17 protein-coding genes and 1 pseudogene are annotated in these 19,434 nt (G+C 71.7%); 10 read left to right on the forward strand and 8 right to left on the reverse strand.

Going from position 1 to position 19,434, the window contains the following annotated elements; all coding sequences use genetic code 11:
- Window positions 1-2: 2 nt before the first annotated feature.
- On the reverse strand, window positions 3-1,370 hold the full coding sequence (locus ACIQFU_RS09610) for a phosphatase PAP2 family protein (protein WP_402550304.1): 1,368 nt from the start codon (window positions 1,368-1,370) through the stop codon (window positions 3-5).
- 104 nt (window positions 1,371-1,474) lie between these two features.
- Window positions 1,475-2,548, reverse strand: a complete 1,074-nt coding sequence (locus ACIQFU_RS09615; protein ID WP_402550305.1) for an alkene reductase — start codon at window positions 2,546-2,548, stop codon at window positions 1,475-1,477.
- A gap of 116 nt (window positions 2,549-2,664) precedes the next feature.
- Between ACIQFU_RS09615 and ACIQFU_RS09620 the strand changes: the two genes are divergently transcribed.
- Together ACIQFU_RS09620 and ACIQFU_RS09625 are read left to right on the forward strand one after the other, a co-directional pair.
- Window positions 2,665-3,030 carry a MerR family transcriptional regulator gene (locus ACIQFU_RS09620; protein WP_402550306.1) on the forward strand — a complete coding sequence of 122 codons (366 nt, stop codon included), beginning with the start codon at window positions 2,665-2,667 and terminating at the stop codon, window positions 3,028-3,030.
- A gap of 60 nt (window positions 3,031-3,090) precedes the next feature.
- Window positions 3,091-3,663 carry a TetR/AcrR family transcriptional regulator gene (locus ACIQFU_RS09625; protein WP_402550307.1) on the forward strand — a complete coding sequence of 191 codons (573 nt, stop codon included), beginning with the start codon at window positions 3,091-3,093 and terminating at the stop codon, window positions 3,661-3,663.
- Window positions 3,664-3,700: 37 nt separating this feature from the next.
- Here the strand turns inward: ACIQFU_RS09625 and ACIQFU_RS09630 are convergent, their stop codons facing one another.
- Window positions 3,701-5,605 carry a glycoside hydrolase family 9 protein gene (locus tag ACIQFU_RS09630; RefSeq protein WP_402550308.1) on the reverse strand — a complete coding sequence of 635 codons (1,905 nt, stop codon included), beginning with the start codon at window positions 5,603-5,605 and terminating at the stop codon, window positions 3,701-3,703.
- Window positions 5,606-5,745: 140 nt separating this feature from the next.
- Between ACIQFU_RS09630 and ACIQFU_RS09635 the strand changes: the two genes are divergently transcribed.
- Together ACIQFU_RS09635 and ACIQFU_RS09640 are read left to right on the forward strand one after the other, a co-directional pair.
- A complete protein-coding gene (locus ACIQFU_RS09635; protein WP_402550309.1) occupies window positions 5,746-6,969 on the forward strand; it encodes an AAA family ATPase in 1,224 nt (407 codons plus the stop codon).
- Window positions 6,970-6,989: 20 nt separating this feature from the next.
- Window positions 6,990-8,636, forward strand: a complete 1,647-nt coding sequence (locus tag ACIQFU_RS09640; RefSeq protein ID WP_402550310.1) for a VWA domain-containing protein — start codon at window positions 6,990-6,992, stop codon at window positions 8,634-8,636.
- Window positions 8,637-8,706: 70 nt separating this feature from the next.
- Here ACIQFU_RS09640 and ACIQFU_RS09645 read toward each other — a convergent pair whose 3' ends face one another.
- Together ACIQFU_RS09645 and ACIQFU_RS09650 are read right to left on the reverse strand one after the other, a co-directional pair.
- Window positions 8,707-9,522: an SAM-dependent methyltransferase gene (locus tag ACIQFU_RS09645; RefSeq protein WP_402550311.1), complete on the reverse strand. Its 816-nt coding sequence runs from the start codon at window positions 9,520-9,522 to the stop codon at window positions 8,707-8,709.
- A 71-nt stretch (window positions 9,523-9,593) separates the two neighbouring features.
- The gene (locus ACIQFU_RS09650; RefSeq protein ID WP_402550312.1) at window positions 9,594-10,469 is read right to left on the reverse strand and encodes a helix-turn-helix domain-containing protein; all 876 of its coding nucleotides are present in this window, start codon (window positions 10,467-10,469) and stop codon (window positions 9,594-9,596) included.
- Window positions 10,470-10,740: 271 nt separating this feature from the next.
- Between ACIQFU_RS09650 and ACIQFU_RS09655 the strand changes: the two genes are divergently transcribed.
- A complete protein-coding gene (locus tag ACIQFU_RS09655) occupies window positions 10,741-11,214 on the forward strand; it encodes a hypothetical protein (protein ID WP_402550313.1) in 474 nt (157 codons plus the stop codon).
- 30 nt (window positions 11,215-11,244) lie between these two features.
- Here the strand turns inward: ACIQFU_RS09655 and ACIQFU_RS09660 are convergent, their stop codons facing one another.
- Entirely contained in the window at window positions 11,245-12,354 is a 1,110-nt protein-coding gene (locus tag ACIQFU_RS09660) for a glycoside hydrolase family 43 protein (protein WP_402550314.1), read from the reverse strand.
- 263 nt (window positions 12,355-12,617) lie between these two features.
- On the opposite strand from ACIQFU_RS09660, the gene ACIQFU_RS09665 reads away from it, so the two are divergent.
- Together ACIQFU_RS09665 and ACIQFU_RS09670 are read left to right on the forward strand one after the other, a co-directional pair.
- Window positions 12,618-13,811, forward strand: coding sequence for a glycoside hydrolase family 64 protein (locus ACIQFU_RS09665; RefSeq protein WP_402550315.1), 1,194 nt, complete (start codon window positions 12,618-12,620; stop codon window positions 13,809-13,811).
- 100 nt (window positions 13,812-13,911) lie between these two features.
- The gene (locus ACIQFU_RS09670) at window positions 13,912-14,769 is read left to right on the forward strand and encodes a family 16 glycosylhydrolase (RefSeq protein WP_402550316.1); all 858 of its coding nucleotides are present in this window, start codon (window positions 13,912-13,914) and stop codon (window positions 14,767-14,769) included.
- A 60-nt stretch (window positions 14,770-14,829) separates the two neighbouring features.
- On the opposite strand, the gene ACIQFU_RS09675 is transcribed toward ACIQFU_RS09670, so the two are convergent.
- Together ACIQFU_RS09675 and ACIQFU_RS09680 are read right to left on the reverse strand one after the other, a co-directional pair.
- A complete protein-coding gene (locus ACIQFU_RS09675; protein WP_402550317.1) occupies window positions 14,830-14,976 on the reverse strand; it encodes a hypothetical protein in 147 nt (48 codons plus the stop codon).
- 198 nt (window positions 14,977-15,174) lie between these two features.
- Complete coding sequence (locus tag ACIQFU_RS09680) at window positions 15,175-15,726, reverse strand: YciI family protein (RefSeq protein ID WP_402550536.1); 552 nt, start codon at window positions 15,724-15,726, stop codon at window positions 15,175-15,177.
- Window positions 15,727-15,840: 114 nt separating this feature from the next.
- Between ACIQFU_RS09680 and ACIQFU_RS09685 the strand changes: the two are divergent.
- The 3 genes and pseudogenes from ACIQFU_RS09685 to ACIQFU_RS09695 all read left to right on the forward strand — a co-directional run bounded on the left by ACIQFU_RS09685 (window position 15,841) and on the right by ACIQFU_RS09695 (window position 19,434).
- Window positions 15,841-16,185: pseudogene (locus ACIQFU_RS09685) on the forward strand (STAS domain-containing protein).
- Window positions 16,186-16,327: 142 nt separating this feature from the next.
- Window positions 16,328-18,577 carry an alpha-N-acetylglucosaminidase gene (locus tag ACIQFU_RS09690; RefSeq protein ID WP_402550318.1) on the forward strand — a complete coding sequence of 750 codons (2,250 nt, stop codon included), beginning with the start codon at window positions 16,328-16,330 and terminating at the stop codon, window positions 18,575-18,577.
- Window positions 18,578-18,582: 5 nt separating this feature from the next.
- The gene (locus ACIQFU_RS09695) at window positions 18,583-19,434 is read left to right on the forward strand and encodes a glycerophosphodiester phosphodiesterase (protein WP_402550319.1); all 852 of its coding nucleotides are present in this window, start codon (window positions 18,583-18,585) and stop codon (window positions 19,432-19,434) included.

Genomic DNA, 19,434 nt, shown 5'->3' on the forward strand with positions numbered 1-19,434 from the left:
CTTCACACCAGTTCGGGCTGGGGTTCCGCGGGGCGCGGCGGTTCCGGCTGCCGCGCCGGCAGCGACTCGGACTCCCACAGCCTGGTGGTCCGCACATACCCGTGGACGACGGAGCCCATCGCGAGGACGAGCAGCGGCCCGGCGGCCCACGGGTGAGCGGCCATCTCGGCCGGCAGGTACCGGTACGCGACCAGCAGCACGGCGAACACCGTCGCGCCGTGGGCGACCAGCCGGACGGCCGCGCCGTCCCAGCCCCGCGCGAACGCGCGCATCGCGGTCTCGACCGTGAGCGCGAAGACCACGCCGGCGACGAGGTCGGCGCCGTAGTGGTAGCCGAAGCCGAGTGTCGCGGTGAGGGTGGCGACCAGCCAGAACGTGCCGGCGAACCGCACGGCCCGCGACCCCTTGCGGGAGTGGAGGAACAGCGTCATGGCCCATGCCGTGTGCAGGCTGGGCATGCAGTTGCGCGGGGTGATGTCGTCGAACGGGACCGCGTGCGGCGCGCCGGTCGGCGGCAGGGTGTCCGGCCACAGGTTGGCCACCGCCCACTGGCCGCCTTCGGCGCCGTAGGCGAAGACCGGTCCGACCACCGGGAAGATCATGTAGACGGCGGGCCCGAGCAGACCGATGGCGAGGAAGGTGCGCACGAGGTGGTGGCTCGGGAACCGTCGCTCGGCCGCCACGTGACGCAGCTGGTAGAGACCGACGAGGGCGGCGGCCAGGGGCAGCTGGCCGTAGACGAGGTGGAGTACGTGGCCGCCGACCGGCTCGGTGGCCTCGACGAGCCGGCCGACCAGCCACGAGGGGTTGCCGAGCGCCTGGTCGGCGGTGGCCACGTACGGGTCGAGGACCGCCTTACGGGTCTCCGACGTGATGAGCAGCCAGGTGTCGCCCGTCTTGTGGCCGGCCACCAGCAGCAGGCCCAGCCCCGCGCCCTTGAGCAGCAGCGCCCGTTCGCTGCCCCTGCGGCGCGTCACGGCGACGACCGCGCAGCCCAGGACCACCCACAGCGCGCCGTTGCCGAAGTTCGGGTCGGCGCCGACCGCCCAGCGCGCCAGCAGGAAGACGACGTCGATGCCGACCGCCGCGCCGACGGCGACCAGGCGCTGCCGCCAGGTGAGCACCACCATGGTCAGGGCGAGGCCGGCGTACAGCAGGGGCCCCGAGCGCGGGGAGAAGACCACCTCCCGCGCCTGGTTGGTGATCGGGCCGCGCACGCCGTAGTGGCGCGCGGCGATTTCCAGCGCGACGAGGAAACCGAGGGTCACCACACCGGCCGCGGTCCACAGCACGACCCGCGGCCGGCGCCACGCGGCGAACAGGGTGCTGAGGTCTCTTCGCGAGGATATTCGTGTCGGTGTGGTCTTCACTTGTTTGGCCCGTTTGCTAGGGAGTCGGACAAATCGGCGGCTCGTGCGGATCGTCACGAGCTCGAACATGCTAACGGCACCGCTCCGCCGCCCCCGGGCCCGCGTCAGGCCGTGTGCTGGTACGCCGGGTAGGTCAGGTAGCCCGCGTCACCGCCCTGGTAGTACGTGGCCTCGTCCACCGGCGCCACGGGCAGGCCCGAGCGCAGCCGCTCGACCAGGTCGGGGTTGGCGATGAAGCCGCGGCCGAAGCTGATGAGCTCCGCTCCGAGCCCGAGCCAGTGGTCGGCCTCCTCGCGCCCGGTCTGCTTGGGACCCATCGGCAGCACCGGGTTCATGACGAGGGTGCCCGGCCAGACGCGGCGCAGAGCGACCAGCAGGTCCTCGTCGGCGGTGGCCTCGACGTGGACGTAGGCGATCCCGAGGCGCGACAGCTCGGTCAGCAGCCCGGTGTAGAGGTCGAGAACCCCGTTCTCCTCGACGCCCCAGAAGGTCCCCGCCGGGGAGAGGCGGATGCCGGTCCGGTCGGCGCCGACGGCCTCGACGGTCGCGGACACGGCCTCGACGGCGAAGCGGATCCGGTTGGCCACCGGGCCGCCGTACCGGTCGGTGCGCAGGTTCGCGTTGGAGGAGAGGAACTGCGAGATGAGGTAGCCGTTCGCGCCGTGCAGTTCGACGCCGTCGAAGCCGGCGTCGACGGCGCGGCGGGCGGCCCGGGCGTAGGACCGCGCGTGCTCGGGCACTTCCGCGGTCTCCAGGGCGCGCGGCGTCGGCGCGGGCTGCGGCCCGGTCGGGGTGAACACCTCCCCGACGGCCGGGACGGCCGAGGGACCGACCGGCACCGTGCCCGTGGTGTCGGGGTGGGAGACGCGGCCGCCGTGCATGATCTGGGCGAAGATCCGTCCGCCGTTGGCGTGCACGGCGGCGGTCACGGGGCGCCACGCGGCCACCTGCTCGTCGGTGTGCAGCCCGGGCGTCCCCGGGTTGGACTGCCCGATCAGGCTCGGCTGCACCCCCTCGGAGACGATCAGCCCGGCGCCGGCCCGCTGGGCGTAGTACGTGGCCATCGACGGCGTGGCGAGGCCGCCCTCGGCGGCACGCACACGGGTCATCGGGGCCATCACCATACGGTTGGGGAGCGTCAGGCCGCCGAGCAGGTAACTGTCGAACAGGGACGTCATGTCAGGTCTCCTTCGTCGTCCGCGGGCCCGGACCCCGGGCACGACGGCTACGCTAGAACCTGACACTGACGTCAGAGGCAAGGAATTGTGCCGCGGATCACAGTCGGGAGCAGGGCATGCGCATCGGTGAACTGGCGTCGCGGGCCGGAGTGAGCGTCCGGTCGGTGCGCTACTACGAGGAGCAGGGGCTGCTGGTCAGCACGCGCAGCGCCGGCGGCCAGCGCCAGTACACGGAGCACGAGGTCGAGCGGGTCGAGTTCCTCCAGCGGCTGTACGCCGCGGGTCTGTCCAGCCGCACCATCGCGGAACTGCTGCCGTGCGTCGACTCGCCCAGCGAGGACCATTCCGACGCCGCGCTGGAGCGCATGGCGCAGGAGCGCGACAGACTGTCCGGGCACATCGACGACCTCATCCGCACCAGGGACGCGCTCAACGACCTGATGACGGCGGCCCGCGCGTACCGGGATGCCCAGTTTGCCTAACGATGTTAGGCAAGCTCATAATCTTCCCCGGCTGCCGGGTGAGCGATGCGGAGGACGGTTGTGGCTCGGGTAGGACTGACGACCGAGGGTCTGATCAGGGCCGGGGCCGAGACGGCCGACGAGATCGGCTTCGAGCGCACCACTCCGACGGAGCTGGCCAGGCGGTTCGGCGTGAAGACGGCGAGCCTGTACTCGCATGTGCGAAACGCCCACGACCTCAAGACCGGGATCGCGCTGTTCGCCCTGGAGGAGCTGGCCGACCTGGCCTCCGAGGCGGTGGCCGGCCGGGCCGGCAAGGACGCGCTGGTGGCCTTCGCGAACGTCTACCGCGACTACGCCATCGAGCACCCGGGCCGCTTCGCCGCCACGCAGTTCCCGCTCGACGCGGAGACGGCGGCCTCCAGCGCCGGGGTGCGGCACTCCCGGATGTCGCGGGCGATCCTGCGCGGATACCACCTGGCGGAACCGCACCAGACCCATGCCGTGCGGCTGTTGGGCAGCGTCTTCAGCGGTTACGTCGGCCTGGAACGCACGGGGGGCTTCAGCCACAGCGCCCCCGGCTCCCAGGAGAGCTGGACGGCGATCCTCGACGCGCTGGACGTCCTGCTGCGGACCTGGCCGACCACGTCCTGAACCGCGCCCGGGGGCGCCGCGGCGGCTCCCCTTCGTCTCAGGACCGCGCGGTGGTCAGGGAGAGGGCGTACAGGGCCGTCGAGGCGAAGTCGTCCGCCGGTTCCACCGTCTGCCAGGCCCGTACGTCGTCGACGTAACCGGCGCCGTGACCGTCGAACTTCGACCACGGCCCGGCTTCCGGTGCGTAGGAGCAGGGGCGGCCCCCGTCGAAGGTCTCCGGTTCCTTGAGCAGGTCCGCGTCGTTGGGCCCGTTGACGACGGCGCCGCGCAGGATGTCGCCGCGGCCGGTGCGGCTCATGGCCAGGTTGGCGACCTGGTGCTGGAGGCAGTGCGGGAAGAGGTCGCCCGCGCCCACGACGAAGCTGGTGCCCCAGGCGTTGGCGCCGAAGACCCAGGCCCGCTGCTGCGCGGCGAAGTCGTCGAACCGGTGGTCGCCGGTGACGCGGGCGTACAGCTCGGCGGTGGCGAGCAGTCCGAAGGTGCTCGGCACCGCGTCGAAGTCGCTGGGTATGACGCCCGACCGGAAGGGGTCCTCGGCCGCGCGCCTGCGTCCCGTCTCCACCTGCCGCCTCAGTTCCGCCTCCAGGGCGCTCTCGAGGTCCGCGTCGGGGTCCGCCGAGGTGAGCACGTCGGCGTGGGCGAGGGCGCTGACGTCGGCGGGGCCCAGGGTGCCGCCGCGCTCCTCCCGCAGGGCCGCGCGGGCCCACGTGCGCGCCTCGCCGCTCCATCGCGAGGCGCGGGCGTCACCCAGGGCGTCGGCTCCGCGGGAGAGTTCCACGGCCGCCCACTCCATGTCGTCGCGCCAGGAGTGCTCCTGGTAGTAGTCCGCGGGCGTGGTGGTGACCAGGTCGTCCGCGTCCCGCTCGGTGTCCGCCCGCGCGTAGACGGCCGCCGCCTTGTCCAGCCAGGCCCGGGCCTGCGCCGGACGGTCGGCGGCCTCGGTCTGCGCGGCGAGGGCGAAGGCCGCGGCCACCCGGCCCGCGAGGTTGGGACTGATGGGCTCCCCCGGGTCGTTGGCGCGGAAGACGGGCCGGTACTTGATCAGGTAGTCGGGGTCCCCCGGGCGCACGGTGAGCCGGTCGTCCTGCTCCGGCAGCCGCCACACGTCGTGATCGCCACGGGCCTCCTTGCCGCCGGACCCGAGCCCGACCTGAGCGTAGAGCGTGCCCGTCCCCCCGTCCCACATCCGGTCCAGCCACCGCAGGCCGTGCCGTGCCTCCTCCCGCAGGCCGGGCACCGCGGGTGTGTCGCGGACGGTGCTCAGCATCTGCGCGACCACGTAGGACGTCGTGTGCGTGAACTTGAGGAAGTCCCCGGCGTCGAACCAGCCGCCCGAGACGTCCACGGGATCGTCGGCCTCGGTCGGTTCCGGGCCGTCCGTCGTCCCGTCGCCCGCCGCGCCGGTGTCCGGCAGCTCGTACACACGGGCCTCCTCGTCGCTCAGGTGCGAGGGCTCCCGCCCGGTCGCCTCGGTCAGTACGTCCTCGCCGTCCCGCTGGGTGCTGAAGAAGTGCACGGTGTCCGCGCGCAGCGGATCCAGCAGCTGCCCGGCCGGTGCCACGCGGAAGCGGACCTCGGGGTCGTCGCCCGCGCCGACCAGGCGCAGCCGGTAGGTGCCGGTGCGGTGCAGCGAGGAGAGGTCGATGCTGCGCACGGCGGTGTACGTGTCGTTCCAGCCGCCGAGGGAGGGGCCGAGAGTGCCGTGCCCGGCCGTGTCGCCGTGCTCGTCCAGGACCTCGAACTCGGCGTCCGCCAGGGTGTCCCGGTCCCCCATGACGTAGGCGAACTTCTTCTCGCCGGCCACGTACCCGGCCTGGTTCACACGGACGGACACCGGCGCGTCGCTGCCGCCCTCGGAGCAGGCGGTGAGGCAGCAGGCCGCCAGTACGGAGGCGGCCACGGCCGGCACGGTGCGGGCCGACGGCGAGAAGAAATGGTTCATGGTGGACAGTCTGGTCGATGACACCACCGCGGTGGGGGCCGAGGTGCCGTTCGGTGACCCCGGGGCGACGGGAACTGACGTTCGTGCGGGATAGGCTCTGACCTGCCAGCCCACCCGGACCGTCACAGGAGGAGTCGGCCATGGGCCCACAGGACCCGCAGGAAGTGCCGGCCGCGCAGGACACGGCCGAGCGGCTCCGGGCGATCGGCGACGAGTTGTCGGACCGCTTCTACGAACGGGCCGACGTGGTGCGCACCCTGCTCGTGGCCCTGCTGGCCGGTCAGCACTCGCTGGTGCTCGGCCCGCCGGGAACGGCGAAGTCCGAGCTGGCCCGGGAGCTCACGGGCCGGATCGTGGGGGCGTCCTACTGGGAGATCCTGCTGTCCAAGTTCACCGCGCCGACGCGGATGTTCGGTCCCGTCGACGTCGCCGCGCTGGCGCGCGGGGAGTACCGCCAGGTCTACGAAGGGCGCGCCACCACCGCGCACGTGGCGTTCATCGACGAGATCTTCAAGTGCTCCACGGCCGCACTGAACGAGACACTCGGCTACCTCAACGAGCGGATCTACCACCCCGAGAGCGGCGGCGAGCCCGTCCGCTGCCCCCTCATCGCGGCCATCACCGCGAGCAACGAGCTGCCCGAGGGGGAGGACTCGGCCGCGATCTACGACCGGCTGCTGGTCCGGATCGAGGTCAAGTACCTGGAAGACCCCTCGAACTTCGCCGCCCTGGTGCGCTCCGCGGTCAGCCGCCCGGCGGCACCGAGGCGCACCACCGTGGAACTCGGCGCGCTGCGGCATGCCGTGGCCGAGGCCGTCCCCGCCGTGGAGGTGCCCGACGGGATCGTGGACGCGGTGTGCACGCTGCGGGCCGCCCTGCGCCGCAAGGAGCTGATCGCCTCCGACCGCCGCTGGCGGCAGGCGGTGGGTCTGCTCCAGGCGTCCGCCTTCCTGGACGGGCGCCCCTCGGTCGCCGAGAGCGATCTGTCGGTGCTGACCCATGTGCTGTGGGACTCCCCCGCCGAACGTCCGACGGTCGAGCGCGAGGTGCTGCACCTGGTCAACCCGGACGCCAAGGAGGCCCTCGACCTCGCCGACGCCATCGAGGAGCTGGAGACCCAGCTCGACGCGATGGCCGGGCAGTCCCGCGAGGCACTGAGCGAGTGGGTCATCAAGAAGGCCCACAACCAGCTGGCCACGGCGGGCAAGAGACTGGAGCGGCTGCGCGAGGAGGCGGTGGAGGCCGGCCGCTCCACCACCGCCATCGACCGGGTCTCCGGCCGCCGGCGGGCCGTGCGCGCCCGTGTGCTCACCGAGGCGCTCGGCGTGGACGCGAGCACGGTGCAGGCCCAGGGGCAGCTCTGAGCACGGGAGCCGACGGCACCATGGACGACGACGCGGGGGCGCACTCGGACACGACGGCGCGGGGCGAGGCGAGCCGGCTCGGCGAGCTGGCGGACCTGGCCGGACAGTGGCTGGCCCTGTCGGCCGCCACCGGGGCGAGGCACACCGGGGCCGTGGTCGCCGACCGTTTCGACCGCATCGCCTGGCACGACACCTACGCCCAGTCCGCCGCGCTGCGGGAGCTGGCCGACGAACTGGGCGAGCGCCACGCGCACGCCGCCGACCTCCTCACCGACACCTTCATGGCCGCCTACAAGGCCGCGCCGCGGCTGCGCGAGGGGGCCGAGATGGAGCACTCCCGGCTGGTCAACCACCGGGTCGTCGCCGCGCTGCTGGAGTCGCCCGACTTCGCCGAGCTGCACCGGGAGACGGCCGGCGACCCGTACGCCGCCGCGATGGCCGTGCTGGCCCAGGGCACCGCGCTGCGGCGGATGCTCGACGATACCCGGGCCACCCGGGACCGCGACGAGCGGGCGGGCCGGGCGCGGCGGGACGCCGGGGACGCGGCGACCGCCGTGGCCGAGGCGCTGCGGCGGGCCGCCGACGAGGCCGGCGAGGACGGCACCGTGCCGGGACCGGCCGCCGACGCCGTACGGCAGGCGGTCCGCAACGCGGAGGCCGCCGCGGGACGGGCCGCCGCGGACGCCGGCCAGGCCCTCGCGGTGGCGGTCCCCGGCGTCCGTGCCGCCGCGCGGGACGCGGTGGCGAAGTCGTCGGCCGCCGCGCGGAAGGAGGCCGCGCTGATGCGGGCCTGGGGCGTCGGTTCCGGCGAGCTGGAGCGGATGTCCTTCGACGAGCGCGCCCGGCTGGCCGAGCGGCTGCGCACCGGCCGGCTCGCCGAGTGGGCCGAACTGATCGGCCGCTTCAGGCAGATGGCCGACGGTGAGCGGGCCCGCAAGGTGGAGAACGCCACCGGAGAGCTGATCGGGGTCACGCTCGGCGACGACCTCTCCCGGGTCATCCCGTCCGAACTGGCCAATCTCGGACTCCCGGCGCTGCGGGCGGTGTTCGCCGCGCGCTACGCCGCCGGGGAGCTGATGCTCTACGACAGCCAGGGCGAGCAGGCCACCGGCCGGGGCGCCGTCATCGCGTGCGTGGACACCTCGCACTCGATGTACGAGGCGGGGCCCGGCGGCATCACCCGGGAGGCCTGGGCGAAGGCGTGCGCGCTGGCGCTGCTCGACCAGGCCCGCCACGCGGGGCGCGACTTCGTCGGCATCGTGTTCTCCGCCGCCGACAAGCTCCGGGTCTTCCGCTTCCCCGCCGGCCGACCCGCCGCTCTCGCCCACACCCTCGACTTCACCGAGACGTTCCTCGGCGGCGGCACCAGCTACCAGCGGCCCCTGACGGCGGCGGGCGAACTGCTCGAGGAGGAGTTCAACGACACCGCCCGCACGCGCGGGGACATCGTGATGCTCACCGACGACGACTGCGGTGTCACCGAGGAGTGGATGCGGGGCTGGAACGAGGCCAAGCGCCGGCTGGGCTTCCGGGTCTTCGGCGTGGGCATCGGCGCGCCGCGCGTCGCGGCGGCCGGTTCGGTCCTCGAGGCCCTGTGCGACAACCTCCGTTCCGTCGAGGACTTCACCGACGTCCACGCCGCGGCCGACCTGTTCCGCGTGATCTGACGCCCCGCGGCCGGCGACCTGCACGGCCCGCGAGCGTTACGGCCCGTGAGCGCGTTTCGGCCCGCGAGCGTCAGGGCTTGCGGGCCACCGCCCCGTACATCGCGATGTCCTCGTCCCGGATGCCCTGCTCCCCCGTGCCGTCCGGATGCCACTTGTGCACCTGGACGATGCCGGGTTCGGCCAACTCCAGCCCCTCGAAGAACTCGTGGGCCTCGTCGATGGTCCGCAGCCGCATGGGCATGTCGCGGGCCGCGTACTCGCGTGCGACCCGGCCCACCTCCTCGGGGGCGAACTCGGCGGTGCCGATGGTCATGGCCAGGTGACTGCCCGAGGGCAGCGGCTCCAGGAGGCGGCGGACGATGCCGACCGCGTCGTCCTCGTCCAGCACGAAGTGGACGATCGCGATCACGGTGAGCGCGACGGGCTCGGTCAGGTCCAGCGTCCTGCGGAACTCGTCGGACCCGAGGACGGCCTCCGGGTGCTGGAAGTCCGCCTCGATGTACGTCGTGCGGCCCTCGGGGGTGCTGGACAGCAGGCCCTGGGACAGGGTCAGGACGATCGGGTCGTTGTCCACGTAGACCACCCGCGACTCGGGGGCCACCGACTGCGCTATCTCGTGCAGGTTGGGCGAGGTGGGGATGCCGGTGCCGATGTCGAGGAACTGGCGGATCCCCGCCTCTTCGGCCAGCCATCGCACCGCGCGGTTCATCCAGTCCCGGTTGGCGCGCATGTGCACGGGCAGGGCGGGCCATTCCCGGGCCATCGCGTCCCCCGCCTCGCGGTCGGCGGGGTAGTAGTCCTTCCCTCCCAGGATGTAGTCGTAGATCCGGGCCGAGTGCGCGTGCTCGGTGTCGATTCGGTCGGCCGGCCATCCGCTGTCGGACAACGTTCGCCCCTCTCCGTCGGGTCGTTCGGTACGAGTGGACTCTCGGTCGTGCCCCCGTCGTGTCCCTGCGGTCACAGCTCCTTGCGCAGCCTGCCGAGGAGTTCCTCGGTGCTCCGGGCCGGGACTGCCTGCGCGCCGAGGCGGTCCAGGGCCTCGCGGTAGACCACCACGTCGTCGCGCTTGTCCAGGTAGACGGCGCCCACGAGCCCTCCGAGGTAGACGATGTCGGGGAGTTCGGGGGCCCGGAACCGGAACAGGTCGAACGCACCCGCGCGCATGGCCGGGTGCGGGCCGCCCGCGAAGGGCATGATCTGGAGCGTCACATTGGGCATCCTGCCCACCTCGACGAGGTGATCCACCTGCTCCCGCATCACCTCGGCGCCGCCGACCGGCCAGCGCAGGACCGTTTCGTCCATGACGACCCACAGGCGGGGCGGGGACGGGCGGGTGAGGATCTCCTGGCGCCGCATGCGCAGGGCCACCCGCCGCTCGGTGGCCACGGAGGAGGCGTGCGGGTTGCCCGCACCGATCAGGGCCCGCGCGTAGGCCGGGGTCTGCAGCAGGCCGTGCACGAACCCCGACTCGTAGGCGCGGATGTGCAGGGCCGCCTGCTCCAGGCTCAGGTACGCCGCGAACCAGTCCGGCATGACGTCGCGGTAGGTGTGCCACCAGCCCCGCTTGTTCGCCTCCCGGGCCGACTTCAGGAAGGTGTCGATCTCCTGCTGGTCGCGGACGCCGTAGATCTGGAGCAGCTTCTCCACGTCCGGAAGGCGCAGCCGGGCCACCTTCGCCGCCTCGAGCCGGCGGATCGTGGAGTGGCTCACCCCGATCGCCTCACCGGCCTGTTCGAACGTGAGACCGGCGCGGGTGCGCAACTCCTCCAGCTGCTTGCCGAGGATCATCCGCAGCACGGAGGGGGCGCCGCCCCAGTCGGTCTCCGTGGTCACACCGTCTCCCTTTCACCGTCCCGCGCCCGGGACCGGGCACCAGTCTGTCACGGGCATCACCCCGCCGCAGGAGCATGCATGCCGGCACCTGCAATTTTCAACTTGGCGGTTGCGCATGGTTGTTGACGGGTGACACAGTGGCTTCACCGCTCCCTGCACTTCTCAACCGATGACCAGGACCGCCCCGTTGCGGACACCTCCCCGCCTCACGGGCCCCTCGGGCATGACAACGTTCTCCTGCCGTCCGTCGCGGCCAAAGGACACACCCCCCATGGACCTGCAGCACTCCCGTGATCCACGTCCGTCCGCGGCCGCCGTCCGCGACCGCTCCTGCCCGTCCGGCACCACCGCCCGCCCGCCCCGCCGGCGCAGTCCCGGCCCCGTCTCGCTCCGCCTTCCCCCCGGACTGCGCGCCGGGCTGGGGCACGACGCCGTGGGCACCTCCGCGTCCCACGGGGAGCGCATCCTGGACCGCCTGCCCCGCGCCGGCTGCGTGTTCGCCGACGGGGCCCGCTGGTGGTGGATCGTCCCGTCCGGCTCCGACATCGGCGTCGCGTGGCCGTTCGGCACCCACTATGTCGTCGGCGACCCCTCCTGGACACGGCCGCGTCCGGCCGACCGGCCGGCCGGCGCGCGCCTGATCCACGGCCCCGACGGCGACTCCCCCTACACCGCGCCCATCCCGCTGTACTTCCTCGTCTGCGGGCTCGCCGGTGTGCCACCGCGCTGGTCCCTGGCTCCCTGACGCGACACCTGCCGGGCAGACGCGTCGGTCCTACTCGAAGAACTTCAGGCTCCAGCCGGTGTCACTGGTGGGGCCGGGGACGTTGGCGCGACTGTAGGTGGTCCCGCCCCACCAGCAGAAGGTCCCGGTGTACCAGTACCGGTTCTCCCACGAGTACGGCGTCCCCTTCGCGACCGCGTGGAACATCAGGGGGAACCGGGGGCCGGCGGGCGGGCTCGTGGCGATGTCGCCGTCCAGCAGGACGAAGCTGTGGTGGCCGGGCCCGTCGGCGTACAGGGTGGGGTCCCAGCCGGCCATCATCGTGGCGCGGTGCGAGCCGAACAGGCAGCCGTTGGACTTGTACCAGTCCCACACGTACGTCGGATCGCCCCCGGCCCGCAGCCTCAGGTCGGCCAGGCAGTACTGGTCGCTCCAGCTGCCGTTGGCGGAGTAGGCGATGTGCAGTTGCCCGTTCGGGTCCTTGACCGGCTCGGGGCCCTCGTTGATGTACGGGTTGCCGACCACCCGTTCCCAGCTCTCGCGGGGCTGCGAGATGACGTACCGGGCGCCGGTCGGCGTGGTCGGGCTGCTCATCCGCGCGATGTAGAGGTTCTGTTCGACGTTGGTGTCACCGGCCCAGCCGGACCAGACGAACCACCGCTGCCCCTCGAAGGTGAACAGGGTGCCGTCGATGGCCCACTTGTCGTCGGGCAGCGCCAGCTTCGTCTCGGACGTGTACCCGCTGTCCGCGGCGGCGGAGCTGATCGCGTACATCCGGTGGGCCGCCCCGCGGCCGGCCGAGAAGTAGATGTGGTAACGGCCGCCGTCCCGCACGATCTCGGGGGCCCACACCTCACCGAGGCCGCGGGTGTCCGACCAGACCTGCCGGGCGGACGCCGCCGCCAGCTCGGCCGTGGACGCGGCCTGGCGCACGGCGATGCCGTCCCCGGTGGACTGCACCGAGACGTAGGTGCCGCCGACCCGGATCACGCTCGGGTCGGCGGCCCGCATGCCGGTCTGGTCCGCCTGCGCGGGACCGGCGGAGGACACCAGGAGCAGCAGGGCGGTCAGGGCGCCGGACAGCAGGACGGCGACGGCGCCGCGAAGACGGCGGGAGCTCTTCCCGGTCCCGTTCGGTGCGCTTCCAGGCAGGGGCGGCATGTCCCTCCGCTTCCACGGGGCTTGATGGGCCGTGATGTACATCGTTGGAAGTAGGCAGGTTCCCAGGATCGTAAGTGACAGCGGACATGTCAATGAGCACATCGCGACGCCCCGTGCACGCACGGCACCCGGAAACACGAGGCACCCTTCCGCTTCACCTTCCGAACCTGGAGGAGCTTCTTCCGATTGATCTCGTTCAACTAGTTGACATGTCCAGGGAATGCCGACAACCCTGCAAGTCCCCCCACACCAAGGAGGACCGTGTGCTTTCCCCACGCAAGCTGACGGCATCCCTGGCCGTCGCGGCGTCGATCGGCGCCATCGCCGTCGTCGGCGGCCCGGCCGAGAACGCTTCCGCCGTGCCGGACACCATCCCGCTCACCCTGAAGAACGACTCGGGCAACGCCGAGCAGGTCTACGTCTACGTGATCGGCACCGAACTCGCTTCGGGAACGCAGGGATACGCCGACGAGAGCGGCGCGTTCCACGCCTGGCCGGCCGGTGGCGCTCCGCCGGTCCCCGCCCCCGACGCCTCGTTCGAGGGGCCTGCAAACGGCGGGTCAAAGACCGTTCAGCTTCCGAAGTTCTCGGGCCGGGTCTACTTCTCGTACGGCAAGAAGCTCGACTTCCGGCTGGCCGACGGCGGTCTCGTGCAGCCCGCCGTCCAGAACGCCGACGACCCCAACCACGACACGCTGTTCAACTGGACGGAGTACACGCTCAACGACTCCGGCCTTTGGATCAACTCCACCCAGGTGGACATGTTCTCGGCCCCCTACTCCGTCGGCCTGACCGCGGGCGACGGCTCCACGAAGCAGACGGGGTCGCTGAAGCCCGGCGGGTACAAGGCGGTCGCCGACGGTCTCACCCAGCAGGGCGGCGGCTGGGAGGGACTGGTCCAGACCCGGAGCGACGGCTCGCCCCTGCGCGTCCTGGCCCCCGGGCACGGCATCGGCTCGGGCGACATACCCGCCGACGTGATGGACGACTACGTCAACCGTGTCTGGAGCAAGTACGCCACCGACACGCTGACGGTGACGCCGTTCAAGGAGCAGCCGGACACGAAGTTCTACGGCAAGGTCAACGGCGACAAGATGGACTTCACCGACGGCAGCGGCGCGGTGGTGACCTCCTTCGAGAAGCCGGACTCCGACTCGGTCTTCGGCTGCTACAACAAGCTCGACGCCCCCAACGACCAGGTGCGCGGCCCCATCTCGCGGACCCTGTGCGCCGCGTACAACCGCTCCACGCTGCTGACCGAATCCGAGCAGCCGGACGCCGACGACTCCGGTTTCTACCAGGACGACGTCACCAACCACTACGCCCGCCTGATCCACGCTCAGATGCAGGACGGCCAGGCGTACGCCTTCGCCTTCGACGACGTCGGCAACCACGAGTCGCTGGTGCACGACGGCGACCCCAAGGACGCGGCGATCACGCTCGAGTCCTTCGGCTGACCGGTCCCGGCCGGCCCCACCCGGCCCGGACCGCACCGCCTTCCCCCCACCCCGGCGCCCGCTCCCCTCTCGTGGGAGCGGGCCCACGAAACGGAGAGACATGGCCTCCCCACGACTGCTGCGCAGTTGCCTGCTAGCCACCTTGTCCGCCACCCTCGTCGCGGCCGCCGCGATGACCCCCGCCCAGGCGGAGCACCGGCCGGAGTCCGCGCAGGCGGTGACGTTCTCCGACACCTTCGACGGACCCGCCGGATCCGGCGTCGACTCGGCCAAGTGGCAGCTCGAGACCGGCGACAACGTCGACAACCACGAGCGGCAGTACTACACGTCCGGCACCGACAACGCGAAGCTCGACGGCCAGGGCCACCTGGTGATCGAGGCCCGGCGCGAGAACCCCGGCAACTACCAGTGCTGGTACGGGACGTGCGAGTACACCTCCGCACGCCTGAACACCTCCGGCAAGTTCACCGCGACGTACGGCCACGTCGAGGCCCGGATGAAGATCCCGCGCGGGCAGGGCATCTGGCCCGCGTTCTGGATGCTGGGCCAGGACATAGGCGAGGTCGGCTGGCCCAATTCGGGCGAGATCGACGTCATGGAGAACGTCGGCTTCGAGCCTTCGACGGTCCACGGCACCATCCACGGTCCCGGCTACTCCGGCTCCGGCGGCATCGGCGCGGCCTACACCCTGCCGGGCGGTGAGGCGTTCGCCGACGACTTCCACACCTTCGCGGTGGACTGGGCGCCGGACAGCATCACCTGGTCGGTCGACGGGAACGCCTACCAGACCCGCACGCCGGCCGATCTGGGCGGCAACGCGTGGGTCTTCGACAAGCCGTTCTTCCTCATCATGAACCTCGCGGTGGGCGGCTACTGGCCGGGCGACCCCGACGGCTCGACCGCCTTCCCGCAGCAACTGGTGGTCGACGAGGTGAAGGTCACCACGAGCGACGGCTGACGTACCCCGCCGCCGGCACGGCCCCCCCTCCCGCGCCTCGAAGGGGGGCCGTGTCCCGCCTCAGAGTCGCGTCGTAGGGGCGACGTCGGCGCCGGCGGCATCCTCGTCCGGGGCCGCCGGAGGCGGAAAGATCAGGTCTTCCAGCGCGTCCGCGCCGAAGAGGAAGGCCATCATCACGACTGGTAGGAGCAGCGCGAGCAGAATCACAGGACCTCCCGGTGGGTCGGTCTGTGGGCTTCGTGGCCCGGCTTCAAGGATGGACCCGAATGGCGGAACTCGCACGGCGGGAAGGTCCGGGGCCCGCGGGGACGGCCGACGGCCTCCCGATGCGGGCGGCGACGCGCCGCACCGCCCGACCAGCCCTTTCGAACGATATTCGAATCAGCGCCGGTCCGTACCGGTCGTTCAGGACGGGCGCCCGCCGAACTGCCAGGGGTGGACCTCCACCTCTGCATAGCGGTCCACGGTCAGCAGATCGCGCGCCGCGTCCGGGTCCGGCGCCCGCACCAGCGCCGCCGTACCCAGCCAGGCGTCCCCGTCGTCGGACAGCAGGGGGCCGTACGCGATCAACTCGTCCCGGTCGGCCGGCGCCTCCAGGTCGGCGGCCTCCCCCGCGCCCAGGCCGAGCACCAGGAACCTCTCCCCGCCGGTCCGGCCACCGGCGAAGTCCCACATGGTGCGCCCCAGCGTGTTGCGCCACCGGCGCAGCGTCACGTCGCGGTACACCCCGGCCTGGTAACCGGGTTCGTCGAAGGCGAACGCCCGGGCGGCCGCCGGATCGGGCAGATCGAGTATGTGCACGCTGCCCGTGGGCACCTCGCGGTCACCGGTGAGGGTCGGGCCGCGCGCGATCATCTCCGCCGCGTACCCGTCCATGTAGGACCAGTGCGCTTCGACCAGCTCCTCTCGCAGAGCCAGGGAACCGGTGCGGTCGCGGTGGTGGCAGAAGAACTCCATGCGCTCAGTCTGGGGCACGGGCGGTACCTCATGTGATCCTTTGGCCAGTCGTTCACGCATATGCAGAACGAATGTGCGGCACCACCTCTGCCCAGGGCATGCCGTTGGGTACGTATGGAACCTCCCATCGAGATCAGCCACAGCGACGTCGGAGACCGGACCATCGTGGAGATCCGCGGAGAGGTGGACGTGTACACCGTTCCGACGATCAAGCAGTAGATGATCGAGCGGCTCGCGGACGGTCACCGTCGGTTCGTCGTCGATCTGCGCGGGGTGACGTTCATCGACTCCATGGGCCTGGGTGTGCTGGTCGGCGCGCTCAAACGGGTCCAGTCCGTGCACGGCGAGCTGAAACTGGTCATCACCGACGCCAACACCAAGCAGCTCTTCGCCCTGACCGGGCTGCGGCACGTCTTCCCCATCTACGACTCGGTGTACCAGGCGCGACGAACGTCGTAGGCGCGAGTGCCGTTTCGGCCAGGTCCGCCGGACGACCGGTGATGGCCGAAGACCCACCTGCGCACGGCGAGGCTCCCTTGACTGGCTGCCCGGCCGCCCCCATATTCACCAACACCCCGTCGACAACTCCCCAGAGGTGACCGTGAGAAGCCTCAGACCCCGGGCTGCCGTCTGCGCGGCCGTCGCCCTCGCCCTTCTCACCACCACGCTCACCCCCGCCTCCGCGCCCGCGGCGGCGTCCGCGCCGGACGGACCGGCCTTCGCGACACACTCCGCCAGGGCGGCGCTGGCCCGGCTGCTGCCGCGGCACGTCTCGCAGTTCACGCTGGTTCCGGAGCGCCGCCCCGCCTCCGGCGACTGGTTCGGCGTCTCCGGCCGCGCCGGCCATGTCCGGGTGAGGGGGACCAGCCCCGCCGCGATTCTCAGCGGGGTCAACTGGTACCTCAAGTACACGGCCAAGGTGGACGTCGGATGGCCCGGACGCAGTACGGCGAAGCTGCCGCGCACCCTGCCCGCACCCGACGGCACCGTTCGCCGGCACGCCTCCGTGCCGCACCGCTTCGCGCTCAACGACACCGACGACGGCTACTCGGGCGCCTACCGCGACTGGGCCTCCTACGAGAAGCAGATCGATCTCCTCGCCCTGCACGGCGTGAACGAGGTCTTCGTCCAGATGGGCGCCGACGCCGTCTACTACGCGACGCTCCAGGAGTTCGGCTACTCGAAGCAGGAGCTCCGGTCCTGGATCCCCGGTCCGGCGCACCAGCCGTGGTGGCTGATGCAGAACATGTCCGGCTTCGCCGGCCCGGTCTCCGAGCGGCTGGTCGAGGACCGGGCGGCGCTCGGCCGCAGGATCGCGAACCGGCTGCGGGAGCTCGGCATGACGCCCGTGCTGCCGGGCTACTACGGCACCGTGCCCCCGGGTTTCACGGAACGGAACCCCGGAGGAACGGTGGTCCCGCAGGGTGGGTGGGTCGGCTTCGAGCGGCCCGACTGGCTGGACCCGCGCACCGAGGTGTTCTCCAGGGTCGCCGCCTCGTTCTACCGCCACCAGCGTGAGCTGTTCGGCGACTCCACGATGTACAAGATGGACCTGCTGCACGAGGGCGGACGGCCGGGCGACGTCCCCATCGGCGACGCCGCCGAGGCCGTGATGAGGGCACTGCAGACCGCGCGTCCCGGGGCCGTCTGGACCCTGCTCGGCTGGCAGAACAACCCCTCGACGCAGATCATCGACGCCGTCGACAGGAGCAGGCTGCTCATCGTCGACGGTCTGTCCGACCGCTACGACGGACTCGACCGCGAGACCACCTGGCACGGCGCGCCCTACGCGTTCGGCACGATCCCCAACTTCGGCGGTCACACCACGATCGGCGCCAACACCGCCGTGTGGGCCGAGCGTTTCGACCGGTGGCGCACCAAGCCCGACAGCGCGCTCGCGGGCATCGCGTACCTCCCGGAGGGCACGGGCGGCAACCCGGTCGCCTACGAGCTGTTCACCGAACTGGCCTGGCGCACGGACCCGGTGGACCACTCCGCCTGGTTCGCCGCGTACGCGGAACGCCGCTACGGCCGGCCGGACCCGCACGCGGCCCGGGCCTGGGAACTGCTGCGCACGGGCCCGTACAGCACGCCGTCCGGCACCTGGAGCGAGTCGCAGGACAGCCTCTTCACCGCCCGTCCCCGGCTGACGGCCACCTCGGCGGCCAGCTGGAGCCCCGGCGCGATGCGCTACGACCCGGACACGGTGCGCGAGGCGCTGGCCGAGCTGCTGAAGGTCGCCCCGGCGCTGCGTACGACCGACGCCTACCGCTTCGACCTGGTCGACGTCGCCCGCCAGGCACTGGCCAACCGCAGCCGCTCCCTGCTGCCCGAGATCAAGGCCGCCTACGACGCCGGGGCGCTGTCCCGGTTCCGTGCGGGGGCCGCGGAGTGGAAGGACGACATGGACCTGCTCGACCGGCTGCTCGCCACCGACTCCCGCTTCCTGCTCGGTCCCTGGCTGGCGGACGCCAGGTCCTGGGGGCGCACCGCGACGGAGAGGGACGCCGCCGAGTTCGACGCCCGCTCGGTCCTCACCACCTGGGGCCACCGTTCGGGCAGCGACTCGGGCGGCCTGCGGGACTACGCCAACCGGGAGTGGTCCGGGCTGGTCCCGGACTTCTACGCGATGCGCTGGACGACGTACCTCGACTCCCTCGACACCGCGCTGGTCACCGGCCGGCCACCGGCCGCCGTCGACTGGTTCGCGCTCGAGAACGCCTGGAACCGGCGGCACGACCACTACCCCGTCGAACCCTCGGGCGACCCCGTGGCCACGGCCGTCGAGGTGCTCGACGCCCTGCCCGCACCGGTGACTTCGGCGCCGGCCGTGTCCGGGACAGCGCGGTGAGGCGCGTGGGCGGCAGAACCGCCGGGCTGGTCGTGACCGTGCTGAGTGGTCTGGCGTTGGCGATGACGTCGACGACCGCGCAGGCCACCACCGACGGCCCCGACGTCATCGCCCACCGCGGCTCCTCCGGCATGGCACCCGAGAACACCGCCGCCGCCATCGACCTCGCCGTCCACCAACACGCCGACCACGTCGAAATCGACGTCCAACGCACCAAGGACGGCAAACTCGTCAACTTCCACGACTGCACCATGCAACGCACCACCAACATCGAAACCCTCTACCCCGACCGCCCCACCTACCGCGTCTCCGACTTCACCTGGAACGAACTCCGCCACCTCGACGCCGGAACCTGGTACCACGACAACTACACCGGCGAACCCCTCATCACCCTCGACGACGTCATCCACCACCTCCAGCACACCCACACCGGACTCCTCGCCGAAATCAGCCCCTGCAACCAATACGGCACCACCATCGCCACCGACCTCGCCACCCACCTCCGCAGCAAACCCCACTACCTCCACACCGCCCTCGCCCACCACAAACTCGCCGTCCAGTCCTTCCAGACCGACGACGCCCACACCTTCCACACCGCCCTGCCCGACATCCCCATCGGCATCCTCGACGCCGACCGCCCCACCGACACCGAACTCGTCCAACTCAGCCAATGGGCCGACCAGATCAACCCCCAGCACACCGTCACCGACCAAACCCTCGTCGACCGCATCCACCAACTCGGCATGACCGTCAACGTCTGGACCGTCGACGAACCCGGCGCCATCCGCACCATGACCAACCTTGGCGTCGACGGCATCATCACCGACTACCCCCAAACCCTCACCCAGCGGGAGTGA

It is taken from the genome of Streptomyces sp. NPDC093065, from assembly GCF_044754585.1.
Classification (GTDB): Bacteria; Actinomycetota; Actinomycetes; order Streptomycetales; family Streptomycetaceae; genus Streptomyces.